We start from the raw sequence: 15082 nt of genomic DNA on the forward strand, positions 1-15082 counted from the left end.
AGGAGCCCACCATGACCACGACCAAGCCGGTAGCCCTCGTGACGGGTGCGTCCTCCGGCATCGGCAAGACGGCCGCCCTGGCGCTGGTGACAGCCGGCTACGAGGTGGTCGGCACCAGCCGCAACACCGCACACGTCACCCCGCTCGGCGGCGTGACCTTCCTCGACCTCGACGTGACCAGCGATACCTCGGTGAGCGCCGCGGTCGGTGAGGTGATCGACCGGTTCGGGCGGATCGACGTCCTGGTCAACAACGCCGGCATCGGCTCCGCGGGCGCCGCCGAGGAGTCCTCCGCCGCCCAGGCGCAGCACCTGTTCGACATCAACGTCTTCGGCGTCATCCGCATGACCAACGCCGTCCTGCCGCACATGCGCGCGCAGGGCAGCGGACGCATCGTCAACATCTCCTCCATCGTCGGGTTCATGCCGCAGCCCTTCATGGCCGTCTACGCCGCCTCCAAGCACGCCGTCGAGGGCTACTCCGAGTCCGTCGACCACGAGGTCCGCGAGTACGGCGTACGCGTCCTGCTCGTCGAACCCGCCTGGACCAACACCGCGTTCGACGCCGCCAGCGTTCGCCCCGACCAGCCCCTGGACGTCTACGCCCAGCGACGGCAGGTCTTCGAGGAGTACATGGCCGGCGCGGTCAGGGACGGCGACGACCCCGCCGTCGTCGCCAAGGAGATCGTCGCGGCGGCCACCGATGCCAAGCCCAAGCTGCGCTACACCGCCGGCGCCATGACCGGACGCGTCCACACCATGCGCCGCATCGTCCCCGCCCGCATGTTCGACCAACAGCTGCGCAAACTCAACCACCTGCCCGCCTGACCACTTCCAGAAGGCGCCCACGAGACACAACGAAAGGCAGCGAAGCCCGCCATGAGCACCTTTCTGGCAGACACGGCCGAGAATCTCACCGTCGAAGGTCCTTCCGCGACGTTCACCTACCGCCGCATCGGCCCGCGCGGCGGCATCCCCCTGGTCCTGCTGGGCCGGGTGCGGGGAACCATCGACTGGTGGGACCCCGAGCTCCTGGACCACCTCGCCGCCGCCCACGACGTGATCGTGTTCGACAACGTCGGCACCGGCTACACCACCGGCACCCCGGCCGACTCCGTCGAGGGACTCGCCGACGGCGCCGTCGAGTTTCTCGACGCCCTCGGCCTCACGCAGGTCGACCTGCTCGGCTGGACGCTGGGCGGCACCGTCGCCCAGCACATCGCCCGCACCCGGCCCGACCTGGTCCGCAAGCTGGTCGTGGCGGCCGCCAACCCCGGCGGCACGGTGCCCGGCGCTCCCGACCCGGACCCCAGGGTGCGGGCCACCATGACCAAGCCCGAGGTCACCGGCGACGACCTGGTGTTCCTGTTCTTCCCCGAGACCGAGACGGGGCGCGCCGCCGGGTACGCGCACCTTGCCAGGGTGGCCACCCGGCTGGCCACCGGCATCCCCGACGTGTCCGAGGCGGCGGCCATGGGTCAGATCGCCGCGATCGCGAAGGACGCAGCGATCCCCTTCGACCAGGTGCGAGCGGACCTGGAGAGCATCAGGCAGCCTGTCCTGTACGCCACCGGCATGCAGGACGCGATGATCCCCGCCCTGGCCTCGTACACCGCCGTCCAGCACCTCGCCGACGCCACGCTCGTCGCCTACAGTGACGCCGGCCACGCCTTCCTGTTCCAGCACGCCAAGGACTTCGCCGCCCAGGTGACGACCTTCCTCGCCAACTGAGCAACGCCGCGAAACAGCCAAAATAGGAGATTCGTCGTGCAGTCGACCAGCGTCCCGGCGCGCCGGGAGGTCACACCGCTGGAGTTGTTCTTCGACCTGGTCTACGTCTTCGCGATCGGCCAGCTGTCGCATCAGCTGCTGGCCCACCCGACGTGGACCGGCGCCGCTCAGACGCTCGTGCTCTACCTCGCCGTCTACGCCGCGTGGGCCTACACCACCTGGGCGGTCACCCTCGTCCCGGCCGAGGACCCGAGGACCCGGCGGATGCTGCTGGCGGTCATGTTCGTCGGGCTGTTCATGAACGCCGCCATCCCACGTGCCTTCGGTGACGCAGGGTGGTTCTTCGTGGTCACCTTCCTGCTGATTCACCTCGGCCGGACGGTGTGGCTGCTCAGGGCGGGCCTCGACCGGCGTGAGCAGGAGCATTGGCGCCGGGTCCTGGTCTGGTTCGCCGCGGCCGCCCCCTTCTGGCTGGCCGGCGCGGCGGTCGACGGCGGCGCACGCTTGGCATGGTGGGCCGCGGCGACCCTGATCGAGCTGGCGGGCACCTGGACGGCGCATCCCCTGCCCGGCCGCAGGCTGGACTCCCGGCAGGTCGGCTTCGCCGGGGGACATCTACTGGAGCGCGGCCGCCTGTTCATGATCGTCGCGTTCGGTGAGGCGATCCTGACCACCGGCACGGCGCTCACCGCGGCGCCGTACGAGCCTATGACTCTGCTGACCAGCGGCGTGGCTCTCGCCGGCACGGTCGCGTTGTTCTGGCTGTTCTTCAGCCGCTCCGAGCACATCGTGCGCCACTACGAGCGGACCGAGGACCCCATACGGGCCGGGCGCAGCGGCGTCTACAGCCTCATGGTCTCCGTCGCCGGGATGATCGCCGCAGCCGCGGGTGACGAACGCGTCATCGCGCACCCGGCCCATCACGCAGGCATCACCACGAACCTGCTGCTGTACGGCGGCCCGGCCCTCTTCATCGCGGCGCAGACATGGCACGGCAGAACCCTGTTCGACGACCTGCCCCGGGTGCGGCTGGTCGCGATGTCCGCTCTGATCGTCGGATGCGCGGTCACGTCAGCGGCCCCGGCCTCCCTGTCGGCCGTCATCGCCGCCGCGATCGTCGTCACTCTGGCCGTGTTCGAAGAGCGCCGTCCGTCCGGGGACGCCAATCCGCAGCCGATCTCGTCAGGCCGCCCACGTCCCTGACCTACGGCACCACTGCGGCCGGCCCACGATCCCGGCCAGGAACAACGACAGGCCGTCGGGTGAGACGCGAGTACGCCTTCCCGATCTGCCGCATTCGTCATATCCGTCCATCACCTAGGAGCTATTCATGGACTTCCCCACCAGCGATGTCCTCGCCACCGGTGCCGACCGGCGTCCGGGCCGGGACCTCACCGCCCGGTTCCTCCGCTGCGGGCACGGCTTCCACGCTGGTGCCCGCACCCCCGACCGGCTCTACGAGGGAGGGACACCATGGCGGAGGCCGGTGTGCTGATCTGTGACGACCAGGAGTTGATGCGGGCCGGCCTGCGCATGGTGGTGGACAGCCAGTCGGACCTCACGGTCGTCGGCGAAGCCGGGGATGGCGAGACGGCCGTGGCGCAGGCGCTCACGCTGCGCCCGGACCTCGTTCTCATGGCCGTGCGGCTGCCGGGCTTGGACGGCATCTCGGCCACCGCACAGGTATGCGCCGCACTGCCTGGGACACAAGTCGTGGTCATCACCGCCTGCGACCGCGACGAGTACGCCTACGCGGCCCTGCGTGCCGGAGCCAGTGGCTTCCTTCTCAAGGACACGCCGACCGCCGAGATGCTCGTCGCCATCCGCGGCGTGTTGCGCGGCGACATGATGATCGCCTCCTCGGTGACCCGGAGGCTGATCGACCGGTATGTCACGGGCGCCATCGCTCCCCTCACCGACCAACGCCTCGGCGTACTGACCGACCGCGAGCGTGAGGTGCTGGCGCTGGTCGCCCGCGGGCTGAACAACACGGAGATCGCCGAGAAGCTGCTGCTCGGCGAGACCACCGTCAAGACCCACGTAGCCCGCATCCTCACCAAACTCCACATCCGCGACCGGATAGAGGCCGTCGTTATGGCCTACGAGAGCGGACTGGTTCGCCCTGGCGGATGACACGGTCGGGCGCCCGGGATGACTCCCGACGACGCAGCCGCTGCCTAGCTTCAGAGCATGTCGATCATGCGCGAGTTTCTCCGCAGCCTCCGACTCACCGGCGCCATCGCGCCCGGTTCCCCCGCACGAGCCCAGGCCATGACCGCCGGTCTGAACTCTTGCACCGCGCCGACGTCGTGGCGGAGCTTGGGTCCGGCACCGGCGCGATTACCGGAACGATCCTGCGGCAGCCGGCCCCGGGCCCGCGGCTGATCGCGGTCGAGTTCAACCCGGGTGTTTTGCCCGCCGGCTCGCGGACCGGTACGCCGATGACAGCCCGTCGAGGTGGTCCAGCGCAGCACCGAGGACCCGGCGACGCTCGTCCCTTCCCGCACGCCAAGGACTCACCGTCCAGAGGACCAACGTCCTCACCGGCTGACGAACGTCAGCCGGAACCAGACCCCGCACCCATCCCCCTCAGTACTGGAGCACAGCATGACCCAGCACGGCATGTTCACGATCGAGACCCTGGCACCGAAGATCCGCAAGGTCACCTTCTCGAATCCGCCCGTCAACGTCGTCGGCGCGGACACCGTCGTCCAACTGCTCGATGTCGTGAACGAGTTGAGCCGGGACGAGGAAGTTCAGGTCGTCGTCTTCGACAGTGGCACGCCCGGATACTTCTACAACCACGCCGATCTCGCCCAGGTGCCCGACCTTCTGGCGCTGAACAACGCGGACGGGACTCCGACATGGGTCGAGCTCGTCACCCGCCTGTCCAGCGCCCCGTTCATCAGCATCGCCTCCATTCGCGGGCGCACCCGGGGCGGAGGGGACGAGATCACCCTGGCCTTCGACCTGCGGTACGCCAGCCGTGAGGAAGCGGTCTTCTGCCAGCCCGAGGTCGCGATCGGGATCGTCCCCGGTGGTGGCGGCAGCGACCGTCTGGCCCGGCTGCTGGGGCGGGACCGGGCACTCGAAGCGGTCCTCACCAGCCAGGACTACGACGCCGATACGGCCGAGCGGTACGGGTGGGTGACCCGGGCCGTCCCCGACGCCGAACTCGACGACTTCGTCGGCGGCGTAGCAGCACGCATCGCGTCCTTCGACAAGGAGTCCGTCCTGGGCGCCAAGGCACAGATCAACCGGTCGACCCTGCCGCCGGTGGCCGACCTGCGCGCCTCCTGGGCGGACTTCGCCGAGTCGGTCACGTGGCCGGGATTCCAGGCCCGCGTGCCGCAGCTCGGCAAGCTCATCGCCGAGATCGGCGTCGAGGAGATCGAGCGGAACCTGGGCGACTACCTCGGCATCGCGAACCAGCAGGCATAGCCGGCGCCGACGTCCTCGGGGCGAGGAGGACCTTGATGAGCAGGGACCGTGTCCCGCCCGTCGGCACATCCGTGTCGGCAGCGGACCGACTGCCAGGCGGCAGGGACAGCCACCAGGCAGGAAACGGCAGAGGAACTGCCGTACGGCGCAGAGAACTTCTGACGCTGACGGCGATGTGCCTGGGCGTGATGATGACGTTCCTGCTCGTCACCGCCACGATCTCGGCACTGTCGGCGATCCAGGACGATCTGCACGTCGGCCCGGGTGCACTGATCTGGATTCCCAGCGCGTACACGCTGGTCGTGGCCAGTCTGGTGCTGTCGGCCAGCACCCTGGGCAATCTCCTGGGCCGCAAGAGGATGTTCTGCGTCGGCGTGGTGATCATGATCGCGGGAGGCGTGCTGGCCGCGACCGCCGACACCACTGCCATGGTGATCGTCGCGCAGTTGGTCTCCGGTGTCGGCGGCGCGCTGATCCTGCCCAACAGCCTGGCCGTGCTGGGCGCGTCCTTCGCCGATCCGCGGCGGCGGACCGAGGTGATCACCGTGTGGGCGGCGTCGTCGGGCATCGGCCTGGCCGTCGGCCCGCTGCTCGCCGGTGTCCTGCTGGACCGTTTCAGCTGGCACGCGGTGTTCGTGTCGAACCCCGTCCTGGGTGTGATCACGCTCCTGGTCGCGGTCCCGTTCGCCGCGGAGTCCCTGGCCCCCGAAGGCCGTCTGGACGTGACCGGCGCACTGCTGGGCACCGTCACGATCGCGAGTGTCGTGTACGCGCTCATCCAGGGCGGCCAGGACGGGTACACGGCCGGTCCCGTCATCGCCGCCTGGTTCGCGGCAGCGGTCGGCGCGGTGGTGTTCGTCGCCGTCGAGCTGCGGGTGGCGGCGCCGATGCTCGACGTGCGCCTGTTCGCCTCGCGCTCGTTCAGTGCCGTGATGGTCATCGCCGCGGTGTCGCTGTTCGGCTTCACCGGCGTGGCCGTCCTCGTGGTGATGTTCTACAACAACGTCCAGCAGCTGAGCGCCCTGGACACCAGCTGGCGCATGCTGCCCCTGTTCGGCGTCTACGTCGTCTCGGCTTTCCTCACCGGCAGAGTGATCCGCCGTACCGGCTTCAAGGCGCCCCTGACGGTCGGTCTGCTGCTCGGCGCGCTCGCCGTCCTCGGTCTGACCACGGTCGCCGCGGACACCCCCTACCACCGAGTCTGGCCGCTGTTCGCCCTGTTCGGGGCCGCATGCGGCATGGTCATCTCGCCCAGCACGGCCGCCGCGCTGGTCAGCGTCGCCCCTGAACGCGCGGGCATGGTCTCCGGCGCGGTCAACACCGCCCGGCAGGTCGGCGCGGTCATGGGCACCGCGCTGCTCGGCTCGCTGTTCACCGGCCGCGTCACCGCGGACCTGCCCCACCAGCTCGCCGCGCACGGCGTCCCCGCCGCCGCCCGCGCACCCGTCGAGCAGGCCATCGCCTCCGGGACGACCAGTACCACGGCGCCGCCCGACGCTGTCCGCGCGGCGATCGAGGACGCCTTCACCTCCGGCGTGCACGCGGGTCTGGTCGTCGTCGCCGCGGTCTTCTTCGCCGCCGCTGTGCTCGCCCTGACCTCCGTACACAACCGCCCCCACCAGAACGGAACGCAGATGTCCACCCCCACGACCACCCCCGCCACCTCATGACTACGCAACCCACGCCCCAGCACAGGACCTACACCTGGTCCGACCCCCGCCCGATCGTCGAGGCCGTCCAGCGGCTGAGCGGCCTAGAGGTGCTCCAGGACATCGGCAAGGGAACGCTGCCCGCCCCTCCGGCCATAGCAGCCCTCGGCATCGAGCTCATCGAGGTCGAACCGGGCCGCGCCATCTTCGAGTTGACCCCCGCGGGATGGCATTACAACGCGCTCGGCACCGTCCACGGCGGCGTCCTCGCGACCCTCGCCGACAACGCACTCGGCGCCGCCGTCTACACCCGCCTCTCCGCCGGAACCGGCTACACCACACAGGGCATCAACATCACCTTCCTGCGCCCGGTCACCATCGACACCGGCCCCGTCCGCTGCGAAGGCACCGCCCTGCACGTCGGCCGACGTACCGCCTACGCCACCGCCACCGTCACCGACCTCACCGGCAGGCTGCTCGCCCACGCCACCACCAACTGCCAGATCTTCCCGGCCGGCGGCGAGCGGCCCGCGCGCACGGGTCAGCACGCGGCCCAGGGCACCGGTCCGATCGCCTGACCCGCCATTGACCGTCGGCTGCCAGACACGCCCCCCGCCCCGATTCGACCAGTACTCCTTCCCCCATTCATCACCTGCACCAAATCGCCAGGAGCATTCTCGTGGACCTCTCCACCAGCACCGTCTTCGTCACCGGAGCCAACCGCGGCCTCGGCCACGCACTCGCCACCGAACTGCTCAGCCGGGGCGCGACCGTCTACGCCGGTGCCCGCAACCCCGACCAGGTCGACCTGCCCGGTGCCACGCCGATCGCGCTCGACATCACCGACCCCGCATCCGTCGCGGCCGCCGCCAAGGCCACGGGCGACGTCACTGTCCTGATCAACAACGCCGGCATAGCCACCGGCGGCAACCTGCTCACGGGCGACCTGGACAACATCCGCCTGGAGATGGACACCAACTATCACGGCACCCTCTCTGTGGTCCGGGCCTTCGCACCGCAGATCGCGGCCAACGGCGGCGGCGCGATCCTGAACGTCCTGTCCGTCGTGGCCTGGTACAGCTCCCCGCAGCTCGGCGGCTACTGCGCCGCCAAGTCCGCCCAGTGGTCGCTCACCAACGCCTTGCGCGTCCAACTCGCCGACCAGGGCATCCGGGTGGCCGGACTGCACGTCGGCGGCATGGACACCGATATGTCCCGGGAGCTGGACGGGCCCAAGATCGCCCCCGCCGACGTCGCCCGGCTCGCCGTCGACGGTCTCGCTGAGGGCGCCTACGAGATCCTCGCGGACGACATCAGCCGCCAGGTGCTCTCCGGTCTGTCCGGAGGTGTCGCCGCGCTGTACCCGCAACTGCCCTGACCCGGCAGTCCTCCGCACGCCGATGAGTGAGAACACCGACCCCTCCACCCAAACCGCCGCCGAACGAAGAGAGTGGCCATGTCCACCGAGCTTCCCGAGTCATACGGTTCTCCCCCTGACGGGCCTGCGTCGGCCCCGTCCCGACGAACGTTCATCGCCACGACGACCGCCGTCGGTGGGGCCGTGATGGCGGGCGGCCTGGTCGCGGGAGCCTCTTCGTCCGGCGCCGCGGAGGCGTCCGCCGCCGAAGCTCCGCCCAGCGGTCGAGTGTCGCTGACCGTGAACGGCGAGCGGCACACCGTCACGGTCGACAACCGGACCTCACTGCTGGACCTGTTGCGCGAGCACTTCGCTCTGCCCGGCACGAAGAAGGGCTGCAACGCCGGTGCCTGCGGCGCCTGCACGGTCCACGTCGACGGGCACCGGGTCAACTCCTGCCTGACGCTGGCCGTGCGCCTGGAAGGCGCCGAGGTCACCACCATCGAGGGCCTGGCCGACGGCGACCGACTGCACCCGTTGCAGGCGGCGTTCGTCGAGCAGGACGCCTTCCAGTGCGGGTTCTGCACACCGGGTCAGATCATGTCGGGCGTCGGCTGTATCGAGGAGGGCCACACCGGTTCGCCGGAGGAGATCCAGGAGTGGATGAGCGGCAACATCTGCCGCTGCGGCTGCTACGTGAAGATCGTGCGGGCAGTCGAGCAGACCGCCCGCGGGAAATGAGGCTCGGCCACCATGTATCCCTTCTCCTTCACGAAGGCCGCGGACACCCGGAGCGCGCTCGCGGCCGGGCAGCGCGGCGGGCGCTACATAGCCGGCGGCACCACTCTGGTCGACCTGATGCGCGAGACGGTCGAACGCCCGGACACGCTCGTCGACATCAGTGATCTGCCGCTGCGGGACGTGACCGTCACCGAACGCGGCGGCCTGCGTATTGGTGCGTTGGTGCGGATGGCCGAGGCCGCCGCCCACCCCAAGGTGCGCACCACCTACCCGGTCATCTCCCAAGCGCTGGAACTGAGTGCGTCGGCGCAGCTGCGGAACATGGCCACGATCGGCGGCAACATCATGCAGCGCACTCGGTGCACGTACTTCCGTGATGTGACGGCCGCCTGCAACAAGCGCGAGCCGGGCAGCGGGTGCGCGGCGCTCGAAGGCTTCAACCGCACCCACGCGATCCTCGGCACGTCCGACGCCTGCGTGGCCACGCACCCGTCCGATGTCGCCGTGGCCTTCGCGGCGCTGGAGGCGACCGTGCACCTGATGAACCCGAACGGGCAGGAGCGCAGCGTCGCCTTCGCCGACTTCCTGCTCAAGCCCGGCGGCACCCCCAGTCGCGAACAGGCCCTGCGGCAGGGTGAGTTGATCACAGCGGTGGAGATCCCGGCCCTTCCCCGTCCGCTGAAGTCGGGCTACCTGAAGGTCCGCGACCGGCAGTCCTACGAGTTCGCCCTCACCTCCGCGGCCGTCGCCCTGCACATCCGCGGCGGGGTGATTCGGGAGGCGAAGGTCGCCGCCGGGGGAGTGGGCACCGTGCCGTGGAAGCTGCCCGCGGTCGAGCGGCACCTCATCGGCGAACGCCCCTCGAAAGCCCTGTGGACAGCGGCCGCGGAGCGGTCGGCGGACGGAGCCCGGCCCCTGCGGCACAACCGCTTCAAGGCCGACCTCCTCAAACGCACAATCGAACGCCAGCTGCGCATCGTAGGAGGCACCGCATGAGCCCGCAGCCACAGGCAGCCGTCGGCGCCCCGCTGTCCCGAGTGGACGGCCGCCTGAAGGTCACCGGGAAGGCGCGGTACGCCGTCGACCACCACATCGAAGGAGCCGTACACGCCGTCATCGTCGACAGCAGCATCGGCCGGGGCCGCATCACCGGAATCGACACCCGCGCCGCCCTCGCCCACTCCGGCGTCCTGAAGGTGATCAGCCACCTCAATGCTCCCAAGTTGCCCTATCAGCGCAACCCGCTCCCGGTCGCTCCACCCGGCGAGCGGCTGCACGTCTTCCAGGACGACAAGGTCCTCTTCCACGGGCAGCCGGTCGCCGCCGTGGTGGCCACCACACTGGAGGCCGCCCAGCACGGCGCCACTCTGGTGAAGGTGGCCTACGACGCCGAGCAGCCGTCGACCGACATGGCCGACGCACCGGCAGGCGAGCCCCAGACATACGCCCGGGGTGACGCGGACAAGGCGCTGAACTCGGCTGCCGTCCGCATGGAGATGACCTACCACCTGGCCCGCAACAACCACAACGCGATGGAACCGCACGCCACCACGGCCCGCTGGGACAGCGGGAAGCTCACCGTGTGGGACAAGACCCAGTGGGTGTTCGGCACCCAGATAGAACTCGCCACGGTGTTCGGGGTGGCGCCGGAGTCGGTGCGTGTCATCTCGCCGTTCGTCGGAGGCGGCTTCGGCAGCGGACTGCGGGCCTGGCCGCACGTCACCATCGCGGCGCTCGCCGCCCGAGAGACGAAACGCCCCGTCAAACTTGCCCTGACGCGCAGGCAGTTGTACTTCGGAACCGGTTTCAGGCCCGCGTACGAGTACACGCTGCGCCTGGGCAGCGACCGGCGCGGACGCCTGACCGCCATGACCCACGACGTGCGCGCCGAGACGTCGTCGTACGAGACGTTCATGGAGTCCGTCCTGACCCCGGGCCAGATGCTGTACAGCATGCCCAACGTCAGCCAGGAGTACCGGACGGTACCCCTGGACGTGCACACCCCGCTGTTCATGCGCGGCCCCGGGTACACCACCGCCTCGTACGCCATCGAGTCGGCGATGGACGAACTCGCGCACAAGCTGGGCATCGACCCGATCGAGCTGCGGCGGCGCAACGAACCGAGCGAGGACGAGTCGTCGGGGCTGCCGTTCTCCACCCGCAAGCTGCGCGAGTGCTACGCCGTCGGCGCCCGCGAGTTCGGCTGGCACCGCCGCAATCCCACACCGCGCTCCACCCGGGACGGTGACTGGCTGATCGGCACCGGCATGGCCACCGGTGTCTACGACACCGCCCGCAACGACGCGTCGGCGTCGGTCCGGCTGGACGCCGACGGCACCGCGCTGATCCAGTCCGCGGCCAGCGACATGGGCCCGGGCACCTACACCTCCAACACGCAACTCGCTGCGGACGCCCTCGGCCTGCCCATGGGCAGCGTGACCTTCCGCCTGGGCGACTCGCTCATGCCGCCCGCCCCGCCGCACGGCGGCTCCTGGACCATGGCGAGCGTCGGATCGGCCGTCCAGGACGGCTGCGACAAGCTGCGGAAGCAGGCTGTCAAACTCGCCGTCGAGGACGAAAAATCGCCGCTGCACGGCGTCGACCCCGACACTGTCGTGGTCCGCGCCGGCCGGCTGCACGTGAAGCACACCCCCGCACGCGGCGAGACCTATCGGCAACTCCTGACCCGCAACAAACGCACCCACCTGGAAGCAATGGGCTCCTTCACCCGCCCAACGGGACCGGAACGGCACTCCCTGTTCGCCTACGGCGCGGTGTTCGCCGAGGTCGCTGTCGACGCCCGGCTGGGTCTGGTGCGGGTACGGCGGATGCTCGGCGTGTACGACGCGGGCCGCATCATCAGCCCCAAACTCGCCGACAGCCAGGCCCTGGGCGGCATGGTCGGCGGCATCGGGCAGGCCCTCCTGGAGCACACGGTCACCGACCACCGCGACGGCCGCATCGTCAACGCCGACCTGGCCAACTACCTCGTCCCCGTCAACGCCGACGTCCCCGCACTGCGGGCGATCTACCTCGACGGCGACGACCGCGAGGCCGACCCCATCGGCGTCAAGGGCCTGGGGGAGATCGTGCAGGTCGGGGTGGCACCGGCCATCGCCAACGCGGTCTTCCACGCCACCGGCCGCCGTATCCGCGAACTCCCCATCACCGCGGAGGCCCTGCTCTGAGCACCAGCCTCCCTGGGGTGCCCCTCCGGCCGTCCGGCGGTAGCTGAGCGACCTGCCGCCGGACACCAGGGCCGTCGCCGTGTCACCTCTCCCGCGCCGACACGGCGGCGGCCCGCCCGAAACCGTCCCCTATGGAGACCCGTCCATGCTGAACATCGCAGACACACTGTACGCCTGGTGCCGCGAGGGCCGCCCCTTCGCCCTCGCCACCGTCGTCCAGGTCAGCGGCAGCGCACCCCTGCCACCCGGCACCGCGCTCGCCGTCGACGCCGACGGCACGGTGGTCGGCAGCATCTCGGGCGGCTGCGTGGAGGGAGCCGTCTACGAGCTGTGCCGGCAGATGCTTCAGGACGGTGGCGGCCCGGCACGCGCCCGGTTCGGCTACTCCGACGACGACGCCTTCGCCGTCGGCCTGACCTGCGGCGGCGAGATCGACGTCCTGGTCCAACGCGTCGAGCCGGCACGCCTGCCCCACCTGGCCGCCGCCCTGGAAGAAGCAGTACGGGGCAGACCCGCCGCCGTGGCCCACGTCGTCGACGGCCCCGACGAACTCCTCGGCCGCACCCTCACCCTCCTCGGCGACGGCAGTACGTACGACGGCACCATGGGCGGCGAGAACGAGGACCGGGCGGTCGTGGCACGGGCCCGCGCCCTGCTGAGAGCGGGACGCACTGCCAGAATCGACGTCGGCGGGGGCCCCGACACCTGCCGCGAACGCATGTCCGTCCTCGTCCACACCCATGCCGCCCCGCCCCGCATGCTGATCTTCGGCGCCGTCGACTTCGCCGCCGCGCTGAGCCAGGCCGGGAGCTTCCTCGGTTACCGCGTCACCGTCTGCGACGCCCGCCCCGTCTTCGCGACCGCCGCCCGCTTCCCGCACGCCGACGAGGTCGTCGTCGACTGGCCCCACCGCTACCTCGCGGCTACCGAGACCGACGCCCGCACCGCGATCTGCGTTCTCACCCACGACGCCAAGTTCGACATCCCGCTCCTGCGCCTGGCCCTCGGCGTCCCCGTCGGATACGTCGGCGCGATGGGCTCCCGCCGCACCCACGACGACCGCAACCAGCGGCTGCGCGAAGCCGGCGTCACGACAGCGCAACTCGCCCGCCTCAACTCCCCGATCGGACTCGACCTCGGCGCCCACACCCCCGAGGAAACAGCCATCTCCATCACCGCGGAGATCATCGCCCACAGCCACCGGGCCACCGGCCTGCCCCTGTCCCACGGCACCGGGCCCATCCACCACTCCGGCCCGACGGCGCCATTACCTGACGAACCATCAATTAGTTTTCGAATGAGGTGAGTTGATGGCTCTGCGGCCGGTGGCGCTGAACGTCGCGTGCCGCGTCCTGCTCGACCTCGACGCCCAGGCCTCCGGTACGGCCGGCCGTCAGCCGGCTGACAGCTGCGGACTGCCGCCACCGCGTGTCTGGCCTCCTGGCCGGCCCCGCCGCCTTGGCGATCTGCTCCACAGGTGCCGACGTCCCGGGCGAGGATCCGCTCCGCAGCCTCCGAAATCGCGCGTCTCCCGTCCGGTTAGCGCGTCTCCTGCACCCAGTAGGGGATGCGTGTGCGTTACGCATCACCAATTATTTGATGCTCTCATGTTGCGGGTATCCCTAGATCTGATACGTTAGTGAAACCGATTGGGGGTTGCCCCGATCCCCGGAACTCAGGAGCCCACCATGACCACGACCAAGCCGGTAGCCCTCGTGACGGGTGCGTCCTCCGGCATCGGCAAGACGGCCGCCCTGGCGCTGGTGACAGCCGGCTACGAGGTGGTCGGCACCAGCCGCAACACCGCACACGTCACCCCGCTCGGCGGCGTGACCTTCCTCGACCTCGACGTGACCAGCGATACCTCGGTGAGCGCCGCGGTCGGTGAGGTGATCGACCGGTTCGGGCGGATCGACGTCCTGGTCAACAACGCCGGCATCGGCTCCGCGGGCGCCGCCGAGGAGTCCTCCGCCGCCCAGGCGCAGCACCTGTTCGACATCAACGTCTTCGGCGTCATCCGCATGACCAACGCCGTCCTGCCGCACATGCGCGCGCAGGGCAGCGGACGCATCGTCAACATCTCCTCCATCGTCGGGTTCATGCCGCAGCCCTTCATGGCCGTCTACGCCGCCTCCAAGCACGCCGTCGAGGGCTACTCCGAGTCCGTCGACCACGAGGTCCGCGAGTACGGCGTACGCGTCCTGCTCGTCGAACCCGCCTGGACCAACACCGCGTTCGACGCCGCCAGCGTTCGCCCCGACCAGCCCCTGGACGTCTACGCCCAGCGACGGCAGGTCTTCGAGGAGTACATGGCCGGCGCGGTCAGGGACGGCGACGACCCCGCCGTCGTCGCCAAGGAGATCGTCGCGGCGGCCACCGATGCCAAGCCCAAGCTGCGCTACACCGCCGGCGCCATGACCGGACGCGTCCACACCATGCGCCGCATCGTCCCCGCCCGCATGTTCGACCAACAGCTGCGCAAACTCAACCACCTGCCCGCCTGACGGCCGGCCCGCATACCCACACAGCCAATCGGTGACCCTGCGTCTGACCGACCGCGAGCGTGGGGTGCTGGCTCTGGTCGCATGCGGGCTGAACAACACGGAGATCGCGGGGAAGCGGTTCCTCGGCGAGACCACGGTCAAGACCCACGCACCGCTCATCCTCGCCAAACCACGCGTCCGCGACCGGATGGAGGCCATCGTGTTGGCCTCCGAGAGCGGACCGGTTCGCCCTGGCGGATGACACGGTCGGGCGCCCGGGATGACGCCTGACGACACAGCCGTTGCCTAGCTTCTGGGCATGTCGATCATGCGGGAGTTCCTTCACCGCCCCCGGCTCACCGGCGTCGTAGCTCCCAGCTCCCCCACACTCGCGCAGGCCAGGACCTCAGGTCCGGATCCGATCGGAAAGTCACCGGACCCATCGGAGTCTTCAGCCCCATACGGCGGCGGGCCCGGCTCGACGAAGTCGCCG

15 protein-coding genes are annotated in these 15082 nt (G+C 70.1%); all 15 read left to right on the forward strand.

What is annotated here, in order from left to right:
- Positions 1-11 precede the first annotated feature (11 nt).
- Positions 12-827 carry an oxidoreductase gene (locus RMT89_RS19120; protein WP_315884943.1) on the forward strand — a complete coding sequence of 272 codons (816 nt, stop codon included), beginning with the start codon at positions 12-14 and terminating at the stop codon, positions 825-827.
- A 51-nt stretch (positions 828-878) separates the two neighbouring features.
- Positions 879-1730 (forward strand): alpha/beta hydrolase, encoded by an 852-nt coding sequence (locus RMT89_RS19125; protein ID WP_315884944.1) that lies wholly within the window; start codon positions 879-881, stop codon positions 1728-1730.
- Positions 1731-1766: 36 nt separating this feature from the next.
- Entirely contained in the window at positions 1767-2933 is a 1167-nt protein-coding gene (locus RMT89_RS19130) for a low temperature requirement protein A (RefSeq protein WP_315884945.1), read from the forward strand.
- Between the two features lie 127 nt (positions 2934-3060).
- Positions 3061-3225 (forward strand): hypothetical protein, encoded by a 165-nt coding sequence (locus tag RMT89_RS19135; RefSeq protein ID WP_315884946.1) that lies wholly within the window; start codon positions 3061-3063, stop codon positions 3223-3225.
- Positions 3204-3863, forward strand: a complete 660-nt coding sequence (locus RMT89_RS19140; protein WP_315884947.1) for a response regulator transcription factor — start codon at positions 3204-3206, stop codon at positions 3861-3863. Before RMT89_RS19135 ends, RMT89_RS19140 begins: the two co-directional genes overlap by 22 nt.
- A 474-nt stretch (positions 3864-4337) precedes the next feature.
- Complete coding sequence (locus tag RMT89_RS19145) at positions 4338-5171, forward strand: enoyl-CoA hydratase/isomerase family protein (RefSeq protein WP_315884948.1); 834 nt, start codon at positions 4338-4340, stop codon at positions 5169-5171.
- Positions 5172-5206: 35 nt separating this feature from the next.
- Entirely contained in the window at positions 5207-6841 is a 1635-nt protein-coding gene (locus RMT89_RS19150) for an MFS transporter (RefSeq protein ID WP_315884949.1), read from the forward strand.
- Positions 6838-7398, forward strand: a complete 561-nt coding sequence (locus RMT89_RS19155; protein ID WP_315884950.1) for a PaaI family thioesterase — start codon at positions 6838-6840, stop codon at positions 7396-7398. Before RMT89_RS19150 ends, RMT89_RS19155 begins: the two co-directional genes overlap by 4 nt.
- A 101-nt stretch (positions 7399-7499) precedes the next feature.
- On the forward strand, positions 7500-8198 hold the full coding sequence (locus RMT89_RS19160) for an SDR family oxidoreductase (RefSeq protein ID WP_315884951.1): 699 nt from the start codon (positions 7500-7502) through the stop codon (positions 8196-8198).
- A 78-nt stretch (positions 8199-8276) separates the two neighbouring features.
- A complete protein-coding gene (locus RMT89_RS19165; RefSeq protein ID WP_315884952.1) occupies positions 8277-8918 on the forward strand; it encodes a 2Fe-2S iron-sulfur cluster-binding protein in 642 nt (213 codons plus the stop codon).
- Positions 8919-8930: 12 nt separating this feature from the next.
- On the forward strand, positions 8931-9914 hold the full coding sequence (locus RMT89_RS19170) for a xanthine dehydrogenase family protein subunit M (protein ID WP_315884953.1): 984 nt from the start codon (positions 8931-8933) through the stop codon (positions 9912-9914).
- Positions 9911-12106, forward strand: a complete 2196-nt coding sequence (locus RMT89_RS19175; RefSeq protein WP_315884954.1) for a xanthine dehydrogenase family protein molybdopterin-binding subunit — start codon at positions 9911-9913, stop codon at positions 12104-12106. The genes RMT89_RS19170 and RMT89_RS19175 overlap by 4 nt, the downstream gene beginning before the upstream one ends.
- Positions 12107-12251: 145 nt before the next feature.
- Positions 12252-13412, forward strand: a complete 1161-nt coding sequence (locus RMT89_RS19180; RefSeq protein WP_315884955.1) for an XdhC/CoxI family protein — start codon at positions 12252-12254, stop codon at positions 13410-13412.
- A 382-nt stretch (positions 13413-13794) separates the two neighbouring features.
- On the forward strand, positions 13795-14610 hold the full coding sequence (locus tag RMT89_RS19185) for an oxidoreductase (RefSeq protein WP_315884943.1): 816 nt from the start codon (positions 13795-13797) through the stop codon (positions 14608-14610).
- Between the two features lie 31 nt (positions 14611-14641).
- Complete coding sequence (locus RMT89_RS19190) at positions 14642-14851, forward strand: LuxR C-terminal-related transcriptional regulator (protein WP_315884956.1); 210 nt, start codon at positions 14642-14644, stop codon at positions 14849-14851.
- The last annotated feature ends 231 nt before the right edge of the window (positions 14852-15082 follow it).

The organism is Streptomyces sp. P17, from assembly GCF_032436805.1.
GTDB lineage: Bacteria > Actinomycetota > Actinomycetes > Streptomycetales > Streptomycetaceae > Streptomyces.

Excerpts from the sequence above, each read along its gene's own strand:
- RMT89_RS19120 (WP_315884943.1), top strand. The coding sequence starts at position 12 with ATGACCACGACCAAGCCGGTAGCCCTCGTGACGGGTGCGTCCTCCGGC.
- RMT89_RS19125 (WP_315884944.1), top strand. The coding sequence starts at position 879 with ATGAGCACCTTTCTGGCAGACACGGCCGAGAATCTCACCGTCGAAGGT.
- RMT89_RS19135 (WP_315884946.1), top strand. The coding sequence starts at position 3,061 with ATGGACTTCCCCACCAGCGATGTCCTCGCCACCGGTGCCGACCGGCGT.
- RMT89_RS19140 (WP_315884947.1), top strand. The coding sequence starts at position 3,204 with ATGGCGGAGGCCGGTGTGCTGATCTGTGACGACCAGGAGTTGATGCGG.
- RMT89_RS19145 (WP_315884948.1), top strand. The coding sequence starts at position 4,338 with ATGACCCAGCACGGCATGTTCACGATCGAGACCCTGGCACCGAAGATC.
- RMT89_RS19150 (WP_315884949.1), top strand. The coding sequence starts at position 5,207 with ATGAGCAGGGACCGTGTCCCGCCCGTCGGCACATCCGTGTCGGCAGCG.
- RMT89_RS19155 (WP_315884950.1), top strand. The coding sequence starts at position 6,838 with ATGACTACGCAACCCACGCCCCAGCACAGGACCTACACCTGGTCCGAC.
- RMT89_RS19165 (WP_315884952.1), top strand. The coding sequence starts at position 8,277 with ATGTCCACCGAGCTTCCCGAGTCATACGGTTCTCCCCCTGACGGGCCT.
- RMT89_RS19170 (WP_315884953.1), top strand. The coding sequence starts at position 8,931 with ATGTATCCCTTCTCCTTCACGAAGGCCGCGGACACCCGGAGCGCGCTC.
- RMT89_RS19175 (WP_315884954.1), top strand. The coding sequence starts at position 9,911 with ATGAGCCCGCAGCCACAGGCAGCCGTCGGCGCCCCGCTGTCCCGAGTG.
- RMT89_RS19180 (WP_315884955.1), top strand. The coding sequence starts at position 12,252 with ATGCTGAACATCGCAGACACACTGTACGCCTGGTGCCGCGAGGGCCGC.
- RMT89_RS19185 (WP_315884943.1), top strand. The coding sequence starts at position 13,795 with ATGACCACGACCAAGCCGGTAGCCCTCGTGACGGGTGCGTCCTCCGGC.